The organism is Halomarina oriensis (assembly GCF_009791395.1).
GTDB classification, from domain to species: domain Archaea; phylum Halobacteriota; class Halobacteria; order Halobacteriales; family Haloarculaceae; genus Halomarina; species Halomarina oriensis.
In genome coordinates this window covers 37,551-54,230 of the sequence record NZ_WSZK01000011.1, presented here as the reverse complement: position 1 = coordinate 54,230, position 16,680 = coordinate 37,551, and the positions used below count along the sequence as shown (strand labels likewise).

Below are 16,680 nucleotides of genomic sequence, written 5' to 3'. Positions count from 1 at the left end.
GCCCCACCGTCACCCGTCGAGACCGAACACCGAGCGGAGGGTGTCGCCTCCTACCCGCGCCCGGTCGTCGTCGCTCGCCGGCAGCAGGTCGACGTAGCCGTCGTACGCTTCGGCGATCTTGAACGGGAGCTGTGGCCCTCTGACCAGCCGGTCGACGCCGACCTCCTCGACGAGCCGCTCGCCCTGGTGTGAGAAGTAGACGAACAGGTCGTCGAGGACGAACAGCGTCTCCCCCGAGCGCACCCGGTTGTCGAGCCGGACCCCGTTTCGGCGGACCCGACAGCACTCCTCGACGATGCGCGGTGCGTGTGTCCACAGATCGGCCAGCACCACGTCCGTCTCCGGGCACTCGGTGAGGAGGTCGACGAGGGCGTCGACATGGCCGTCGGTGAACGCTCGTGTGCCGCCGTCTTCGAACCCCCGGAGCGTCACACGGGGGTGGCGCTGGCGCTGGTCTTCGAGCGTCGCACAGACGACCACGGGCACGTCGAGGTCGGCACAGACGTCGAACAGCGCCGTCGTCTCGGGGGCATCGAGGTCGTAGTCGTGGTACGCCGGCAGGAGCTTGACGCCCGACCACCCCCACTCCTCGACGCACTCTCGCAGGTCGGTTTCCCACTCAGGATACGTCGGGTTGATCGTCGCGAGCGGGAACAGTCGCTCCTCGTGACCCGCGACCCGGTCGCGGAGGTCACGGTTCCCCGCGTGGACGTTGCGGTAGAAGACGCTCTCCAGCGAGGAGACCAGCGCCGCATCGACGCCCGCCTCGTCCATCAACGAGAGAAGCGCGTCGGCGCTCGCATCGAGGTCGCGAAACGGCCAGTGGCCCACGAAGGCGTTGACGTCGACGGCCCCCTCGCGACGCGACTCGTCGCTCGCGGCGAACCGCTCGGCCGCGGCCGCTTTCCGTTCGGCCAGCTCTCCGTCGGTGAAGCGGCCGGGTTGGTCGTCGCGGAACAGGTCGTGTATCCCGTAGGCGATGTCGGCGCGCGCCTCGGACGAGAGGTTTAGCCCCGACAGCTTCCCGACGCCGGGGGCGAACCAGGTGTCCGTCCCGAACACCAGTCGGTCGGTGCCCAGACGCTCGGCGGCTCTCTCGACGTAGCCGCGTTCGCAGTTGCTCCCCGAGATGTCGAGGATGACGTTCTCTTGGTCGGCGACGGTCTTGATGCGGTACTCGGCGTCCCCGCCCGCGACGATGTGCGCCGAGACGAGTTTCAACTCGGGGTATCGCTGTGCGAGTTCGAGGACGTCCTCCGTGTGGGCCTCGCTATCGTCCCATCGTTCCTGGTCCGCCGGGAGCCGTTGCATGACGTGCGCGATGACCGGCACGTCCATGTCGACGGCGGCCTCGGCCAGCGGGAAGAACTCGGGGTCGGAGATGTTGATCGGCGTGGGTATGAAGTGGTGTTTCAGACCGACGAGTCCGTCCTCCTCGACGGCGCGGCGGAACTCCGCGACGGCGTCGTCACCCAGCCGCGGGTCGACGCGCGCCCAGCCGTAGAACGACTCCGGGTACTCCGCGACGTACTTCGCGACGGTGCGGTTCGCCTCGCGACACTCCTCGATAGTGTCGCCGACCTCGCCGATGAGACAGAGGCGGTCGACGCCTTGACGCTCCATCTCTTCACGCAACTGTTCGGCTCGTTCGGCGCGCTTCTCGGGGGTGGACTCGTCGGTCGTCCACAGGTGGAAGTGGCAGTCTATCACGGTTGGCTGAACGGCGTCGCAGAGCGGGTTAAACGTTCGGGAGCCACGACAGCACGAGAGTGTAGCACGGTCACCGCTGCCTCTCGACATCGGACCGAGCGGACGCACCCGCAGCTACCCCACCGGAGAGAGGGCACCTCCCGAGCTCTCTGCGTCGATCACCCCTGTTCGACTCGCAGGTTGTCCACCCGAACCGTCGCGTCGAACCCGTTTTCGAACTTCACGGCCTGCTCGTCGCTGGCCATCGGCTGGAACGTGTCCGTCCCCGACAGCACCTCCTCGCCGTCGACGCTCACCGTCGTCTTCCCCTCCGCCGTACGCCCAATGACGACCCGACCCGCCATTCGACCGTCGGGTATGGCCCCGGACGCGACGGTCGTGGGCGGCGCGCCTGCCTCGCTCTTCTGGAGCGCGAGCGTCCCGTCGTGATCGACACGGAGCCGATAGTAGTCGGCCCCCTCCGCGGTGTACTGGAAGTAGACCTGGGCGCTCCCGGTCGTGGGATTACCCTTCTTGCCCTTCCCTTTCTGCCCGTCCGGATTCGCGTGGTCGGGAGGGCCACGACCAGTCTCGGAGCCGACTGCGACATCGAACGCCCACGTTCCGATGCCGACCGGCGACGGGACGGCCGCACTCGCGTCGTCCCCGGCTGGCAACACGAGTTCCCCGCCACGTGCGTGTGCCGACTCCGACGACGACCACTCCGGTCGGTAGCCGCCGTGCCCACCGCCGTTCATCGTGATGCGACCGGTCAACAGGTCGTCGTTGAAGTCGTCCGCGACCGTGGTGAACCCGCCGACGTAGATGGTCTCGTCGTAGACCATCAGCGTCGCCGAGCCAGGGTCACCGAGCCCGTAGCTCGACTCCCACGTCGTGTTCCCCGCGATTTGGACGCGGGCCTGCTTGCTGTAGGAGTTGTTCACGACGTAGTTCTTCGCGTACACCTCGCAGGCCTTCAGGAGGTAGTTGTCGTACAGGCTGTGCGTGATGGCGTACTCCGGCGGGTCCTCGCGGTTCCCGATCTGGGAGCGCCCGATATCGACTGAACCGTTCTTCCCGCTCAACGCCGAGACACCGCTCTCTCGGTACGACTTCCCCAGAAACCGACAGTCCCGCACCCACGCCCGGCCGGCGAACTGTGTGAGATACCTGACTGAGAACCCCCTGAACTTGCAGTTGTTGTGCTTCCCGCCCGCGAACTTCGCGTTCAGCGCGTTGATCGTGACGTTCTCGGGGTTGTCCGGGTTTCCGAGCAGCGTGAAGTTGTCCTTCGACCACACCAGGTGCAGCCCCGTTCGCGTGGCGAAGTCGTCCTTCCCGGTCAGGTACTCGCCGTCGGCGAGGTCGATGGTCCAGTCGTGGTGGATGAACACCGGCGTCCGGTTGAACGCCTCCTGAACGGTCGCGAGCGGGTCGGCCTCCGTCCCGGCGGCGTCGTCGCTTCCGTCCGGAGCGACGTGGATGGTTCGCGGTCCCGTCGTCTGGAGCGGGCGATCGACGCGGCCGAGTGCTGCGTCGGTGTCCCGCAGGTTCTGGATCGGCTCGTCGGTGAACTGCTCCCACCGGTCAGCCGACGAGTCGTAACCGTACACTCCCTGATCCGTGATTCCTACGGCAGGCGTCTGCTCGGCCGACAGGTCGGGGAGTTGGTCTCGCGTCGGTTGAGCGTAGACGTTCCGTACCGTGCCGGAGTCAGCGGCGTCGAGCGCTGCGATCACGCCATCACCGGTGGCCGCGCTCGCACCACTCAGGCCGGCACCAGCACTGGCCGCGCCGAGGAGCTTCATGAACGCTCGTTTGGTCGTTTCGAGATCGGTCGCCTCCGCTTCTCGGTCGGGTTTGTCGTCTGGTAGCATAGACCGAGCACCACCGACGAATCGAACCGACTAAAAGATTGGTAGTGATGTCAATTGTTTCAACCACCTCGGTGTCGGATTGAAAACTCGGCTCGGTTCGGTTCTCCATCTGAACGAGCTCACTACCCGGCGACGGGTCGGTCGGTCGAACGGCTGCCGTTCGAATCGTGTCTCTCCGCCCGATGGCGTGCGATTGGAGAAACGTTCTTTCCGTTCGGCATCCGAGCCCCACCTATGCGACAGACTCGTGTCGTCCCCGTCTCGCTCGAAGTCCCGAAGACCGAGGAACTACCGCCCGAGGCCGACCGGTTCGAGTACAACCTCGACAACGTCTGCGAGGCCGTCGACCGTGCCGCCCGGTGGAACCCGGACTTCGTCGTCTTCCCCGAAGCGATGCTTCGGCGGTGGTGTACAGCCGACCAGAAAGAGGAGTGCGCCCAGCCGATTCCTGGTCCCGCGACTGACCGCGTGGGCGAACTGGCGGCCGCCCACGACACGTACGTCTGGCTGCCGATGCCCGAGTGCGACGGCGAGCGACGGTACAACGCGCTCGCGTTGCTCGGTCCCGACGGAAGCGTGGTCGGCACCTACCGGAAACTCCGGCCGACGGTCGGCGAGATAGAGGGCGGGACCAGCCCCGGCACGTCGCTCCCGACGTGGGAGACGCCGTTCGGCCGCGTCGCCGGCCTCGTCTGTTTCGACCTGAAGTACCCCGAACTCGGCGTCGAACTCGCCCGGCAGGGCGTCGACCTCCTCTTCTTTTCGACGCACCTGCAGGGCCGCGCGCTGATGGCCCACTGGGCGCGCGAACACGGCCTCCACGTCGTGAAGGCCCACCAGTCGACCGCCGAGGTGGTGCGACCGACCGGCGAGACCGTCGCCCGCAACGCGGGCGAGTGGGCCGGGCAGGAACCGCTGGAGTCCCTCGACGCTGGCGGGGAGGCCCGGTACGCGTTCGCCGAACTGAACGCCGACTGGGGGGTGTTCGGTCGGACCCCGGCCAATCGACAGGCGGTCGAGGCGCTCCAGGCCGACGGCCGGGCGGTCGTCTACCACGACTTCAGCGACGACGAGACCTTCGCGCTGGAGTCCCGGGAGCGGGACGCCACCGTCGCCGACGTCGTCGACGAGTACGGACTGGAACGCTACCGCGACTGGCTCGACCGGACCGGACGCGCGGCCGTCGACGCCGGCGGGACGAGCCTCGACCTCACCGGACGGTCGAGGCGCGTTGCTCCGGACGGCGACGGGGACTGAGCGTCGTCAACGCGTCCGTTTTCGGCCGTCTCATAGCAGGTGATCGGTCAGAACGGCATATCGGCGAGGTCGCCGCTCTCGATCCGGACGGTTCGCGCGTCGATTCTGGTCACGAGGCTGCGGTCGATCCGGTCCGGGAGGTCCTCGTCGTCGTGTGGGTCGACGTATCGAATTTCGAGCGAGTACGGCGGCTCGATGCGGTCGAACGGCGCGACGTCGTCGACCCGTCGCGTCGCTCGGGCGGCGACCTCGCGGACCCGCTCGCACGCGGCGTCGGACGCGAGGTGGTCGGCACTCTCCAGGCCCGTCCCTTCCTTGACGACGGCAGTTTCGATGTCGGGGACGACGTTCTCGGCCTCGCGGGCGGCCTTGTCGTCGCCCGCGAGGCATACGGTGGGGACGCCCTGCTGTCCGGCGACGAGCGCCCGCGCGCCGAACTCACCGACGAAGAACCGGTTCAGCCGGTAGTACGCGACGTGCCGGGAACTGTAGGTGTGTGCGAGCGGCGCGAACGCCGTCCCGGCCATCGCGTGCTGGCCGACGAAGTAGACGGCGTCGTAGCCGTCGAGGTCCCAGTACGGCTGCCCCGCGGAGACGTACCTCGCCCCTTCGACGGCCGCGACGTCCTCCTCACGGAGGCCGCCGGACCCGTGGCCGTCCCACACCGTGCAGCGGGCGTTCGGGTGGACCGACCGAATACCCTCGACACACGCCTGCACCTCACGGGCGAGTTGGTCCATCGCCGGGCCTTTTAGGGCCTCGTCGGTCGTTCGCGTCCGGTCGAACGAGTCGACACCCGCGACACCCTCGATGTCGGTCAGTACGAACGCTCGCATCGGTCCGGGGGAGGACGACGGAGCACATAACGCTGCTGGCGGACGGGGCCGCGAGCGGGTCGTCGACCCGGCGGTACCCCCACAGTTATGCGAGTCGGGCACACGGTTCACGGCAGGCAATGTCCGACTCACGATTCACGGTGGCCTTCGTGGGCACCGGCCCGAACCCGGAGACGCCCGTCTGGGGCGAGAGCGCGGCGATGGCGTACCGACACGCCGCCGGCTATCGTCAGCACGACCAGTGTGACCTCGTCGCATGTGCGGACCTCGTTCCCGAGAACGCTCGTGCGTTCGCCGAGGAGTTCGACATCTCCCCTGAGAGCGTCTACGAGGACTACGGCGAGATGCTCGCCGCTCACGACCCCGACTTCGTCAGCGTCTGTACACCCGTCCCGACCCACGCCGACATCGTCGTCGACTGTATCGAGAGCGGCCACGTGAACGCGATCCACTGCGAGAAGCCGATGGCCGACACGTGGGGCGACGCCCGACGGATGGCCGAGACGGCCGACGACTATGGCGTTCAGTTGACGTTCAACCATCAGCGGCGGTTCGACCCGGCGTGGCGAGAAGCCAAACGCGTCCTTGACGACGGGGGAATCGGCGACCTCGAACGCGTCGAGGTCGCACCGCGGAACGTCCTCGACCACGGCACCCACCTGTTCGACATGTGTACGTTCTTCACCGACGCCCGACCGGTCGACTGGGTCCTCGGGCAGGTCGACTACCGGACCGAGAACGTCCGCTACGGAACCCACAACGTGAACCAGGCGGTCATCCAGTGGGCGTACGAACCGGAGGAGAACGCGGGTGTAGGGACGGCAGCGGACGGCGAGAACGCGGCCGACGGTCGTCTCGGTGGGTTCGCTGCCGTTGGTGATGGCGCGTGGCTCGTCGACGCGTCGCTCCGGTTGTGCGGGTCCAACGGTGTCGTCGAACTCCACGAGGGCGGCGAGGAGAACCGCTATCGCCGGGAGGGTGAGACCGAGTGGACGGGAATCGATATCGACGCCGACGGCGACCGTGTCGTCGACAGTATCGCGCACGTCGTCGACTCGTTCGCGGCCGGCGAGGAACCCGAGACCGCCGCGAGTCGGGCGCTCGTCGCGACCGAACTCATCTTCGCAGTGTACGAATCGGTGCGCCAGCGAGGCCGCATCGACCTCCCGCTCGACGCCGAGGACAACCCGCTGGAGGCGCTCGTCGACGCCGAGGAGCTCTCCCCGACCCCGGCCGAGGACTGACTACTCCGGTATCGACGCGACGACCTCTATCTCGACGCCGATGTCGACCGGGAGGTCACGTACCTCGACCGCGCTCCGGGCAGGATACGGCGGCGACATGTGGTCGCCGTACACCTCGTTGACGGCCTCGTAGTCGGCCATGTCCGTGACGAACACCGTCGCCTTCACCACGTCGTCGAGCGACCCGCCCGCCGCTCGGAGCACGGCGTCGACGTTCCGCAGTGTTCGCTCGGTTTGCTCGTGGATGTCGTCGCTCACCACGTCGCCACTCTCGGGGTCGACCCCGCCCTGCCCGGAGACGAACACGCGGTCGCCGTCGCGGACGCCCTGTGAGTACGGGCCGATACTGGCCGGTGCGTCGTCGGTCGTTATCTCGCGCATCGTCAGCGGAGTCGGGAGCGACCGGGTTAGTCGTTCCGCCGAGCGAGGGGAGGCCGACGCTTCACTCCAGCACCGTCCGGTACCACTCCGCAAACGCGGGGTACGCCACCTCGGGGTCGGCGACGTATGGCTGCCAGCGTTTCTCGTGTTCGTGGACGACCCAGCCGTCGTAGCCACGGTCGTCGAGTTCGCGGAGGGCGTCGTCGATGGGGAGTTCGCCCTCGCCAGGAAGGACGAACACCCAGCCGTCGTCCTTGGCGTTCTCGTCGTCGGGGGCGTAGACGGCGTCTTTGACGTGGACGTACTCGATGCGGTCGCCGATAGCGTCGAGCGTCTCGGCGGGCGACTCGCCACCGAGGCGCGTCGTGTGCCCGACATCCCAGAGGATACCCGTGTTGTCGTCAGGGAGTTCGTCCAGCAGCAGTCGGCAGTCCGCCGACGAGGTCCAGTTGTCGTGGGTCTCCACGAGCCATCGGAGGTCCGCCGCGCCGTCGAGCGCGAGGATGTCACGAACCGTCTCACCACCGACGCGGGCAAGTTCCTCCAGTGAGTGTTCCTCGGCGTCGCCGACGCCGAACACCCGAATCGTGTCGACCCCTAACTCGTGGGCGAGCGGGATGTAGCGCCGTGCCTCGGCGAGATTCTCCTCGCGTTTGTCCGCGAAACAGATTCTGATGCTCGTGCTGAGGCCGCTCACGGTGAGTCCCGCGTCGGCGAGTCGTGCCATCGTCTCGACGAGTCGGTCGGTGAACTGTGGGTGCTGGGTGACGTCGATCTCCTCCCGGTAGCCACGGAAGTCGACGCCGTCGAACCCGTTGTCGGCGGCGGTCGTACAAATGGTGTCGAGGTCCCAGTCGGGACAGCCAAGCGTCGACAGCGAGATGCGCATGGGTCAAACGAACGCTCGGTACCCCGTTACAAGAAACTACCGTGGCGACGGGTCAGGAACTGGCCGGACCGCATGAGGCGACTACCGGGCCGTTCCCCGTCGCCCTCAGCGGACCAGCGGCAGGGTCACCGCCTCGCCACGCTCGACCGAGCGGAACACCGCCTCGGTGAACTCCATGTACTTCATTCCTTCACGGAACGTCGTCCGGGGCGACCCACCCTCACGGATGGCGTCGACAAAGTTTTGTTCGACGGTCCAGTCGACACGCTCCTCGTCCGGGATGGGCATCTCCAGCAACTCGTCGTCCTCGACGGCCGCCCCGCGGATGGTGTCGTCGGCGAACTCGTAGACGAGCGTCCCCTCGCTCCCGTACACCTCGACCTGGTTGGCCGGCGAGTGCTCGGCGACGCTGCAGAAATCGAGCGTCATGAACGCGCCGCTGTCCAGCTCACAGTCGATGGAAACGAGGTCGGGACGCTCGACGGAGGCCGTCTCGGTGTCGCCACCGGCGTCGTCGGTACCCCCGCCCTCACCGTCGGGGAGCGGGCGCTCCGGAATCCGGGTCTCCGCGCGCGCCGAGACGGTGTCGGCGTGGCCGAACCAGCGATGGAGCCGCTCGGCGAGGATGCCGACCTGCAAGGCGTTGACACCTTGGTAGTGTTCGACGTCACGCCAGTGTAACGGCGTCTCCGGGTCGATACCGTTCCCGCTCAGGACGTGGCCACGAATCAGGTGGACGTCGCCGACGTAGCCCTCCTCCAGCAGTCGCCGCATCGTTCGGTCGCCCTCCATCGCCATCGGTGACGGGCAGATCTGGGTCACGAGGTCCGACTCGCGGGCCGCGTCGTGCATCTCCTTCGCTTCCTGGTAGGTGCGGGCCATCCGTGCCTGTACGAAGACGTGCTTGCCCGCATCGAGCGCGGCCAGCGCGTACTCGTGGTGTTTGTACGGCCACGTGCCGACCATCACCGCGTCGACGTTCTCGTGGGCGACGACCGCATCGGGGTCGTCGGAGGCCGTGGCGTCGAAGTCGAACTCCTGTGCGATGTCGTGTGCGCTCTCGACGCTTCGGTTGGCGATAATCTCGACGGAGACGTTGTCCATCCCGGCGAACGCCGGGAAGTGTCGTCGCCGGAAGATGCCGCCCGCGCCGATGACGCCGAGTCGTATATGTTCGGACATCACCCCGATGCTCAACCGCGAGACGGATAGCTGTACGTGTGCGATGGCAGTCGCGAAACCGGACTCGTCGACGGGAGGCGACCGGGAGGGGCGACCGACTACCGGTCGCTTCGACCGCGCCCCCGACCGTTGTCGTCGTAGCGGACGTTCCGTGTGGTGACGTCGCTTCCCTCGGCGACGATGGGTTCGCCAGCCACGTCGATGACCGCGTTGCGGACCGTCGCGTCCGAATCGAGCAACCGAATCCCGTCCCGACCGGTCCCCGAGTGTCGGATGCGGGCGTTCTCGACGAGACTCCCGTCGCGGCCGCGCAGGTCGACCGCCGCCGCGTCGGGAGCATCGCCAGTCGTCGAGACGTTCCGGAGCGTGACCGAGAGGTCCTCGAACTGGTTGCCGAAGCCGTCCTCGCCCTGCGAGCGGCGGGCGCTGATACCGAACGAGCGGTAGGGAGCCTCGGTGCGGACGGTGGTGTTCTCGACGGTGAACCCGCCCGAGCGTTTGCTGCTGACGATGCCGCCCTGCGAGGTGACGTCGGTCGCCATCACCACCTCGCAGTTCTTCACCGACATTCCTTCACCGTCGTTCTGCCAGATACCACGCATGTTGACGTTCTTGAACGCGCGGTTCCAGAAGTCGGGCACCTCGTCAACGACGATGGTCGCGTTCTTCACGTAGCTCTCGGACTGGCCGAGGCGGACGCCCGCGACGTTGTTGTTCGCGTAGTACCCACCCTCGACGCCGATGACGCCGGGGTCGTCGGGCGCGGAGGCGTAGATGCCGTTGTCCTGAAACCCCTCGACGTGGCAGTTTCGGAACGTCAGCGTCCCCGCGTGGGGACGGAACACGAAGACGCCGACCGGGTTCGGGTCGGGACCGACCGATCCATCGGGGAGACGCGCCCGGTCGACGACGCCCTCGCCGTCCTCATCGAAGACGCAGAACAGCAACGGCCCGCGGTCGACGTCGTGGCGGCCACGGAACGTCACGTCACGGAAGACGAGTCCGTCGTCGGCCAGCAGTTGGGTGCGTCCGCCGGTGTTCTCCGCCGTACAGTCGACGGTGAACCCGCCCAACAGGAGGTTCCTGACCCCCCAGAGGTTGATGAACAGCTTGTCGGCGTAGCCCGTTCCGTAGCGGTCCGAGCCCTGTCCCTCGCGGGGAACGAACGTCACCTGCTTCGAGTTGACGCCTCTGATGCCGAAGTTCTCCAGGTCGGTGTCGAAGCCGGGGTTGAACTGGTTCAGCCGGTACTCACCCGGCGGGAACAGGAGCAGCGTCCCGCTCTCGGTGTAGCGGTCGACGATGGGGTCGACCGGTTCGCCGCCGGTCGGGTCCGCGCCGGCCTCGTGCATGTTCACCACACGGTCGAACTGGAACCCGCCGCGGGGGGCAGCCGTCGCCGACCCCGAACGCGTCGCGACCGCAACGCCCGCGACGCCCGCCGCACCGAGCGTCCGGAGGACCGACCGTCTGGAGGCGATGCGTCCCGCTGTCGAACCCTGATTGTCATGTGTCATCGTGGGTCGTGTATCCGCTCGGCATGGATGATGCTAACACTTTCGACTGTCGCCAAAAAGAACGTTCGGGAGGAGGGGAGTCGACGGCGGCCCTCCGGTTCGACCGCCCTCACTTCACTGTCGTGTTGGGCTTCCGGAGGTCGTCGAGGACGTTCTTCGTGAACGCCTGGAGTCGCTCGTCGGGCGTGAGTACCTCGGGTTTGTACTCCTTGATACGGACGAGCGGCCAGATTTCGCTGGCCCACGTCGGGTCGGGATCGAGCCGCCAGGTGTAGCCCAGCGACCCGGTCGAAAACACGTACCCGCCACCGGGTGCCTGATAGGAGACGGCGTCGGCGTCGGTGTCGATGACGGGAGCGAACGGCAGGAGGTCGGTGTCGCTCGTCCCCGCCTCGTAGTGGAAGAACGTGGTGAGCTCACCGGGGACATCACACCCGTCGTGGACGAAGTCCCACTCGTGGCCGATGCAGCCGACGACCTCGTCGCCGGCCTCGAAGCCCGTGTCACGCATCCAGGGGTGGTCAAGCGCCTCGTCGACGACGGTGTAGTTCGGCGCGGCGTACAGCCCCGCGCCGGTCCCCATCACGCCGAGCAACTCACACTCGGGACGCGGGTCGGGCAGGTCGCGAAACAGGTCAGTTTCGTCCTGCGTGCCCGCTAAGGAGTCGTCCTCGACGTTCTCCTTGTAGCCGACGATGGTTCGTCCGTCGTCTTCGAATCGAATCTGCCAGAGCGCGGTGTTGGCCGCGAGGAACGCGACGTTCGTCCCGGCATCGCGGGCGGCCTCGAACCCGTCACGCTGTGCCATGCTCCAGTACTCGTCGTGGCCCGAACTGATTACGAGTTCGTGGTCCTGCAGCATCCCCGGGTTCTCGTGTACGTCGTCGTCCATGACGTAGGAGACGTCGTACCCCTCGCGTTCGAGGAACCGGAGCATGTGGATGGCATAGCTCATGTGGAGGTCGGGCGTCTGTCGCGGCCGGTCGAACGAGACGACATCCGCCGAGTCAGTCCCGCTAGCGGTCTCCTCGTCGGTGCTCGTGAAGCCGTAGAGACTCTTGCCACCCCAGCCGTTGTACGCCTCTGACGTGGCGTTGGGCAACTGGACGAGCAGCTTCGAGGTCCGACCGCGGTCCTCGCGGGGGCGAACCGCGAACGCCTGTGCCGTCGAGTCGCCTGCGAACTCCCCACCCGTGAGGACGAACTTCGCGAAGTACAGCCCCGTCGTCCACCGTTTCGTCGTCTCGACAGTGTCCGTGATAGTCCAGTCACACGCCACTTTCCCGAGCGGTCCCGGGTCGGGAATCGGACGGGCCTCGCCCTGGGATTCGTCGGTACTCGCCACAAGTCGCCCACCGTCGCCGTCGTACCAGCCCAACCGGTAGATATCGATGCGGTAGGGGGCAGCCGGGTCGGTGCTGACGTGGAACTCGACGGACTCATCGGGCGCGACGCTCGTCTGCGAGGTGTAGCCGTCGATCCGGTGGGTGATGCGTTCCGGACGCGACCGAACCGGCAGCGACGGGAACCAGTCGTCGTCGCCGTCCTTTCCGTTCTCCGCGGTGACGGGATTGGCTGTTGCCGTCCCGGAGAACCCGGCGACCCCGGCCGAGACCGCCGCCATCCCGGCGGCCGTCTTCAGGTACCCCCGCCGAAACATCCTGTCACTCTCACCCGATACGCCGTCGGCTGTGCCGTCCGGTGACTGGCTATCTGCCATGACGGATACTCTCATGGATTATCGCCTGATAAATGTTGCCTCCAAAACGACGAAACTTGTGAATTACCCGTTGACGAGGGTTTCGTTGTACGCCAACATCACTAACAGTTTGCCGTACTGTGGGGTAAATTTATAACCCGGCATAGCAATCAACGAGTCGACAGCCCATGTCACAAGACAGCGATTCGCACGGGCAGCGAGGGGTATCGCGGTCGGTCCTGCCGGACCTGACACGACGACGGTTCACCAAGTTCCTCGGCGCGGCGGGTGCCGCCGGGGCCGTCGGCTCGTGGAACACACCGGTGGCCGCCCAGTCGGCGGGCGTTCCGGTCGAGGAGTCCGACATCACCAAACAGCAGGCACTCGACTCGGTCGAATACGGGCTCGAACACCCGCGCGTCTACCACGCGGCCGACGAAGTGTCCGTCGCCCGCGACAACGCCGAAAACACCGAATGGGGCGCGCGGCTGAAAGAACAGGTCGTCGCCCTCACCACCGACTACCCGTTCAAGGAGATGTCCCGCGAGGAGCTGTTCGCGGCACGGCCCGTCGTCGCGCCCGATGGACAGTCCTACTACACGATGCCGTTCGGCGGTAACCTCCTGAAGGGGTCGATGAGCCCCGTCGACGGCTCCGAGCTGAAACTCGCAGGCTGGGACCGACCGGGAGAGGTCGTCGACGACAGCGGGAACGTCTTTCCGGGGACGGTCGACGGCGTCGACCTGAACGACGACGGGAGCGGCGTCGAGGTCGACCCCGAGGAGGTGCCCGACGACTGGGCGGCCGCCGAGGAGCTCGACGAACCCCAGACGTTCTGGTTCATCGCCAAGTACAACGGCCTCGTCGCGAAGGCGTGGGCACGCTGGATCAACGCCTACGCGTACTCATACGTCCTCACTCGGGAGCAGAAGTACGCCGAGGTGGTGGCGACCATCCTCGACGCACTGGGCGAGTCGGTCCCCACCTCGTTCGACTATGTCGTCGACCGGGGACCGTACCCGTGGTTCGAGACCGAGCCGAAGCAGAAACCGGCGGTGCTCTACCGGAACATGTACAGCTACTCCCGAATCGTCCAGAAGTTCGTCAATGCGATGGACCTCGTCTGGGGCAGCGGCGAACTCGAACGACCCTCGCAGCTCCACGACGACGTGACGATCAAGAAGAACGCCACGGAGAACGTCGTCGTCGAGTCGGTCGACTGGATGTGGCGCGACATGCACGGCGGGCTGCCGGAGAAGAACCTCGAACACGCGAACTACGCCGCCATCTACCACAACGGGACGGCCGACTTCAACAAGGGGTTCGTCGCCGCGTCGTCGCTGTTGAGCCTTGACGCGGGATACGCCAAGTGGGCGCTCGACGGGCAGGTGTCGCTGCAGAACTTCCTCGCAAACACGGTGTTCCGCGACGGCTCGTACTTCGAGACGTCGTCGCTGTACTCCGTGTCGCTCGCGGAGTGGGCACGGCTCGCGTACTACCTCAGCAACGATGCCTACCCCGATGGCGTGAACCTCTACGACGAACCGCGATTCGTCAACCTGAACGTGAGAGGACCGCGTCGCCAGAGCGTCGCCGGTCGGATTCCGCACTACGGCGACGTCTCACAGGTCGACCTCGGCGTCGACACCGAACCGCTTCGGGGCGACTTCAGTTCGACCCTCCGATTCTATGCGCGGGCCGCCGACGAAGCGACCCGCAACGAGTACGCCCAGACGCTCGCCGAGATCGCCGGCGGCGACCCCAACGACCAACTGCTGGACCTCCCCGTCAGCGCGTACCGAACCGAGGAACACATGTGGCCACTGTTCAACATCGATGGCTCCATCGAGGGGTACGACCTCTCGGACCTGACCGTCGAGCAGCGCGACTCCGAACTGCTCGAAGGCAAGGGGATGACGATGTACCGCTCGGACGCGGGAACGGACCGTGGGGCGATGCTGCGGTACGGCGCGACGCTCAGCCACGGCCATTACGACGAACTCGGCCTGTGGATATACGGCGCGGGGCGCGACCTCACGTTCGACCCCGGCCAGAAGCCGAAAGACGACTTCCGACAGAGCTTCCAGCTGCAGACGGTCGCCCACCATACGACCGTGGTCAACGAGACTTCCTCGGTGCCCAACGAGGACGATGGCGGGAGCGTCAAGCTGTTCGCCAGTCGGGAGGGCTACACCGTCAGCGAGGTGTCGAATCCCGACGCATATGGCGACGAGGGCGTCGACGAGTACAGGCGGCTGACCGCGCTCGTCGACAGCGGGGCGGTTAGCGGCGGCGGCAGCGATGGCGGGGACCCGAGCAGCCACTACCAGGTCGACCTCGTCACCGGCGAACCAGAAGAGCAGTTGGGGGAGACTCCAGACGACTTCTACAGCGACCAGGGTCGGCTCGTCCGGTACGTTCACGGCCACGGCGACTCGGTCACGGCCCACGGCGGGAACGGTGTGACGGACTGCGTCGACAGCGACGCCATCACCGTCGACGGCGGTACCGCCTCGGTCAGCCTCAGTGTCGGGGAGAGCTGTGAGGAGACGCTGTCACTGGTGAGCTACGCGAAGCCGGGATCGGGCTTCGACCGCGAGCGTGCCAGCGAACAGGAGCTGGTTGACGCGGTCACCGTCACGGTCGGTCCCGGCGACCACTCGATGAGCGTCGCGCTGCCCGGCGCGGCATCGTCGGGGAGCGATGAGAGCAGCGCCGACGTGGCCGACGGCCCCTCGTACCTGTTCGACGTGTTCCGCGTCGCGGGCGGTGAGTCGGCGGATTTCTCGTTCCACGGGAAGGGAACCGACTTCTCGACGAGTCTCGGCCTCTCCGAGCCCGCCGAGGGCTCCGTGGCGAGCCCGGACTACTTCTGGGGCGACAAGGTCGGCGACAACGGCAACGTCGAGGGGTATGAGGACGAGAGTCGGGCGGTCGTCCCGCCGGGCAACGGCTACGGCTTCCTTGGCCAACCGCAGAGCGCCCCGGGCGACGAGACCTGGAGCGCGACCTGGGCGGTCGAGGACGACGGCCCACCCGCCGCGCTGCGGCTGACGATGCTCCCCGACGACGACCGTAAGATCCTCGTCTCGAACGGACCGGACAAGCTCGTCGAACTCGTCGGGAAGGACCCGAGCGAGACGTCGGTCAAGTATCTGCTCGCCCGCGACGGCGGGGACGCCCAGTTCGTGAGCGTCATCGAGCCGGTCGGTGACTCGTTCCCGGTCGCGTCCGTCGAGTCCATCGAGACGAGCGACACCGACGGCCAGTTCGACCCGGTGGCGGCGAAGGTGACGCTCGACGACGGGCGCGTCGACTACTTCCTCTCGTCGGCGAACGGCGAGGAGTTCACGGCAAACATCGGGGGCGGCGACCTCCTGCAGACCGACGCCGCCTTCGCGATGGTCCGCACGGACGGGAGCGGCGAGGTACGGACCGCCCGCATGGAGGGCGGGACCCGCCTCATGGTGAAGTTCGGCGGCGGCCGGCCGATGATGGTGGAGGGATCGAGTGCAGCCCACGAGGGGTCGGTCGTCGCGGTCGACGAGGAAGGCGAGAGCCTCCATATCGACGCCGACCTGCCAACCGGCGACGCGCTCGCGGGTCAGTACCTGCTGCTCGACCACCCCGACTACTCGCACAACTCGCCGTACCGCATCGAGCGCGTCGAATCCATCGACGGTGGGTCCCGGGTCGTCCTTGAGGAACTCACCATCGCGCTCTCGCGGGGCAGCATCACGAGCGTCGAGGGGAACACGGCGATGGGGCCGACGGAGTTCCCGTTCACCCACACCGAGGGACCACAGGAGGAAGACGACGCCAACGAGTACTTCGACGGGAAGCAGCTGGCGACGAGCGACGGCGACGTGACGACCATCGAGAACACCGAGCCGTCCTACACTGACCTGACGGTGACCGATACGACCGGCCTTTCGAAGGGTGACACCTTCCGCGTGCTAGACGTGAAGGCCGGTGACACCGCGACCCTGCCAAGTTCGGTGCAGGTCCGGCGCGTCGACGGGGCGTGGACGGTCTCCGCCAACAGCGACGTCGACATCAAGCCGCCGAAGTAATCGCCCTCCCTGGGTACTCGTAATCCTCTTTTCGCC

The 16,680-nt window shown here is 66.9% G+C and carries 11 protein-coding genes; 3 read left to right on the top strand and 8 right to left on the bottom strand.

The genetic code is table 11. The features are described from left to right. Positions 1-9 precede the first annotated feature (9 nt). Both GQS65_RS04925 and GQS65_RS04920 read right to left on the bottom strand, forming a co-directional pair. Positions 10-1,710 carry an amidohydrolase family protein gene (locus GQS65_RS04925; protein ID WP_158203562.1) on the bottom strand — a complete coding sequence of 567 codons (1,701 nt, stop codon included), beginning with the start codon at positions 1,708-1,710 and terminating at the stop codon, positions 10-12. 158 nt (positions 1,711-1,868) lie between these two features. Continuing rightward, a complete protein-coding gene (locus GQS65_RS04920) occupies positions 1,869-3,566 on the bottom strand; it encodes a hypothetical protein (protein ID WP_158203561.1) in 1,698 nt (565 codons plus the stop codon). 234 nt (positions 3,567-3,800) lie between these two features. On the opposite strand from GQS65_RS04920, the gene GQS65_RS04915 reads away from it, so the two are divergent. Beyond that, a complete protein-coding gene (locus GQS65_RS04915; RefSeq protein ID WP_158203560.1) occupies positions 3,801-4,823 on the top strand; it encodes a carbon-nitrogen hydrolase family protein in 1,023 nt (340 codons plus the stop codon). 47 nt (positions 4,824-4,870) lie between these two features. Here GQS65_RS04915 and GQS65_RS04910 read toward each other — a convergent pair whose 3' ends face one another. Next, complete coding sequence (locus GQS65_RS04910; RefSeq protein ID WP_158203559.1) at positions 4,871-5,659, bottom strand: M55 family metallopeptidase; 789 nt, start codon at positions 5,657-5,659, stop codon at positions 4,871-4,873. 119 nt (positions 5,660-5,778) lie between these two features. Between GQS65_RS04910 and GQS65_RS04905 the strand changes: the two genes are divergently transcribed. Continuing rightward, entirely contained in the window at positions 5,779-6,903 is a 1,125-nt protein-coding gene (locus GQS65_RS04905) for a Gfo/Idh/MocA family protein (protein ID WP_199268403.1), read from the top strand. On the opposite strand, the gene GQS65_RS04900 is transcribed toward GQS65_RS04905, so the two are convergent. From GQS65_RS04900 to GQS65_RS04880, 5 genes are all read right to left on the bottom strand, one after another. Continuing rightward, the gene (locus GQS65_RS04900) at positions 6,904-7,284 is read right to left on the bottom strand and encodes a RidA family protein (protein WP_158203558.1); all 381 of its coding nucleotides are present in this window, start codon (positions 7,282-7,284) and stop codon (positions 6,904-6,906) included. It lies immediately after the preceding gene. Positions 7,285-7,345: 61 nt separating this feature from the next. After that, a complete protein-coding gene (locus GQS65_RS04895) occupies positions 7,346-8,173 on the bottom strand; it encodes a sugar phosphate isomerase/epimerase family protein (protein WP_158203557.1) in 828 nt (275 codons plus the stop codon). 105 nt (positions 8,174-8,278) lie between these two features. Then, complete coding sequence (locus GQS65_RS04890) at positions 8,279-9,355, bottom strand: Gfo/Idh/MocA family protein (RefSeq protein WP_158203556.1); 1,077 nt, start codon at positions 9,353-9,355, stop codon at positions 8,279-8,281. A gap of 98 nt (positions 9,356-9,453) precedes the next feature. Further along, positions 9,454-10,872, bottom strand: coding sequence for a right-handed parallel beta-helix repeat-containing protein (locus GQS65_RS04885; protein WP_158203555.1), 1,419 nt, complete (start codon positions 10,870-10,872; stop codon positions 9,454-9,456). Between the two features lie 109 nt (positions 10,873-10,981). Next, positions 10,982-12,592 carry a N,N-dimethylformamidase beta subunit family domain-containing protein gene (locus GQS65_RS04880; RefSeq protein ID WP_158203554.1) on the bottom strand — a complete coding sequence of 537 codons (1,611 nt, stop codon included), beginning with the start codon at positions 12,590-12,592 and terminating at the stop codon, positions 10,982-10,984. A gap of 167 nt (positions 12,593-12,759) precedes the next feature. Between GQS65_RS04880 and GQS65_RS04875 the strand changes: the two genes are divergently transcribed. Beyond that, a complete protein-coding gene (locus tag GQS65_RS04875; RefSeq protein ID WP_158203553.1) occupies positions 12,760-16,644 on the top strand; it encodes a heparinase II/III family protein in 3,885 nt (1,294 codons plus the stop codon). The last annotated feature ends 36 nt before the right edge of the window (positions 16,645-16,680 follow it).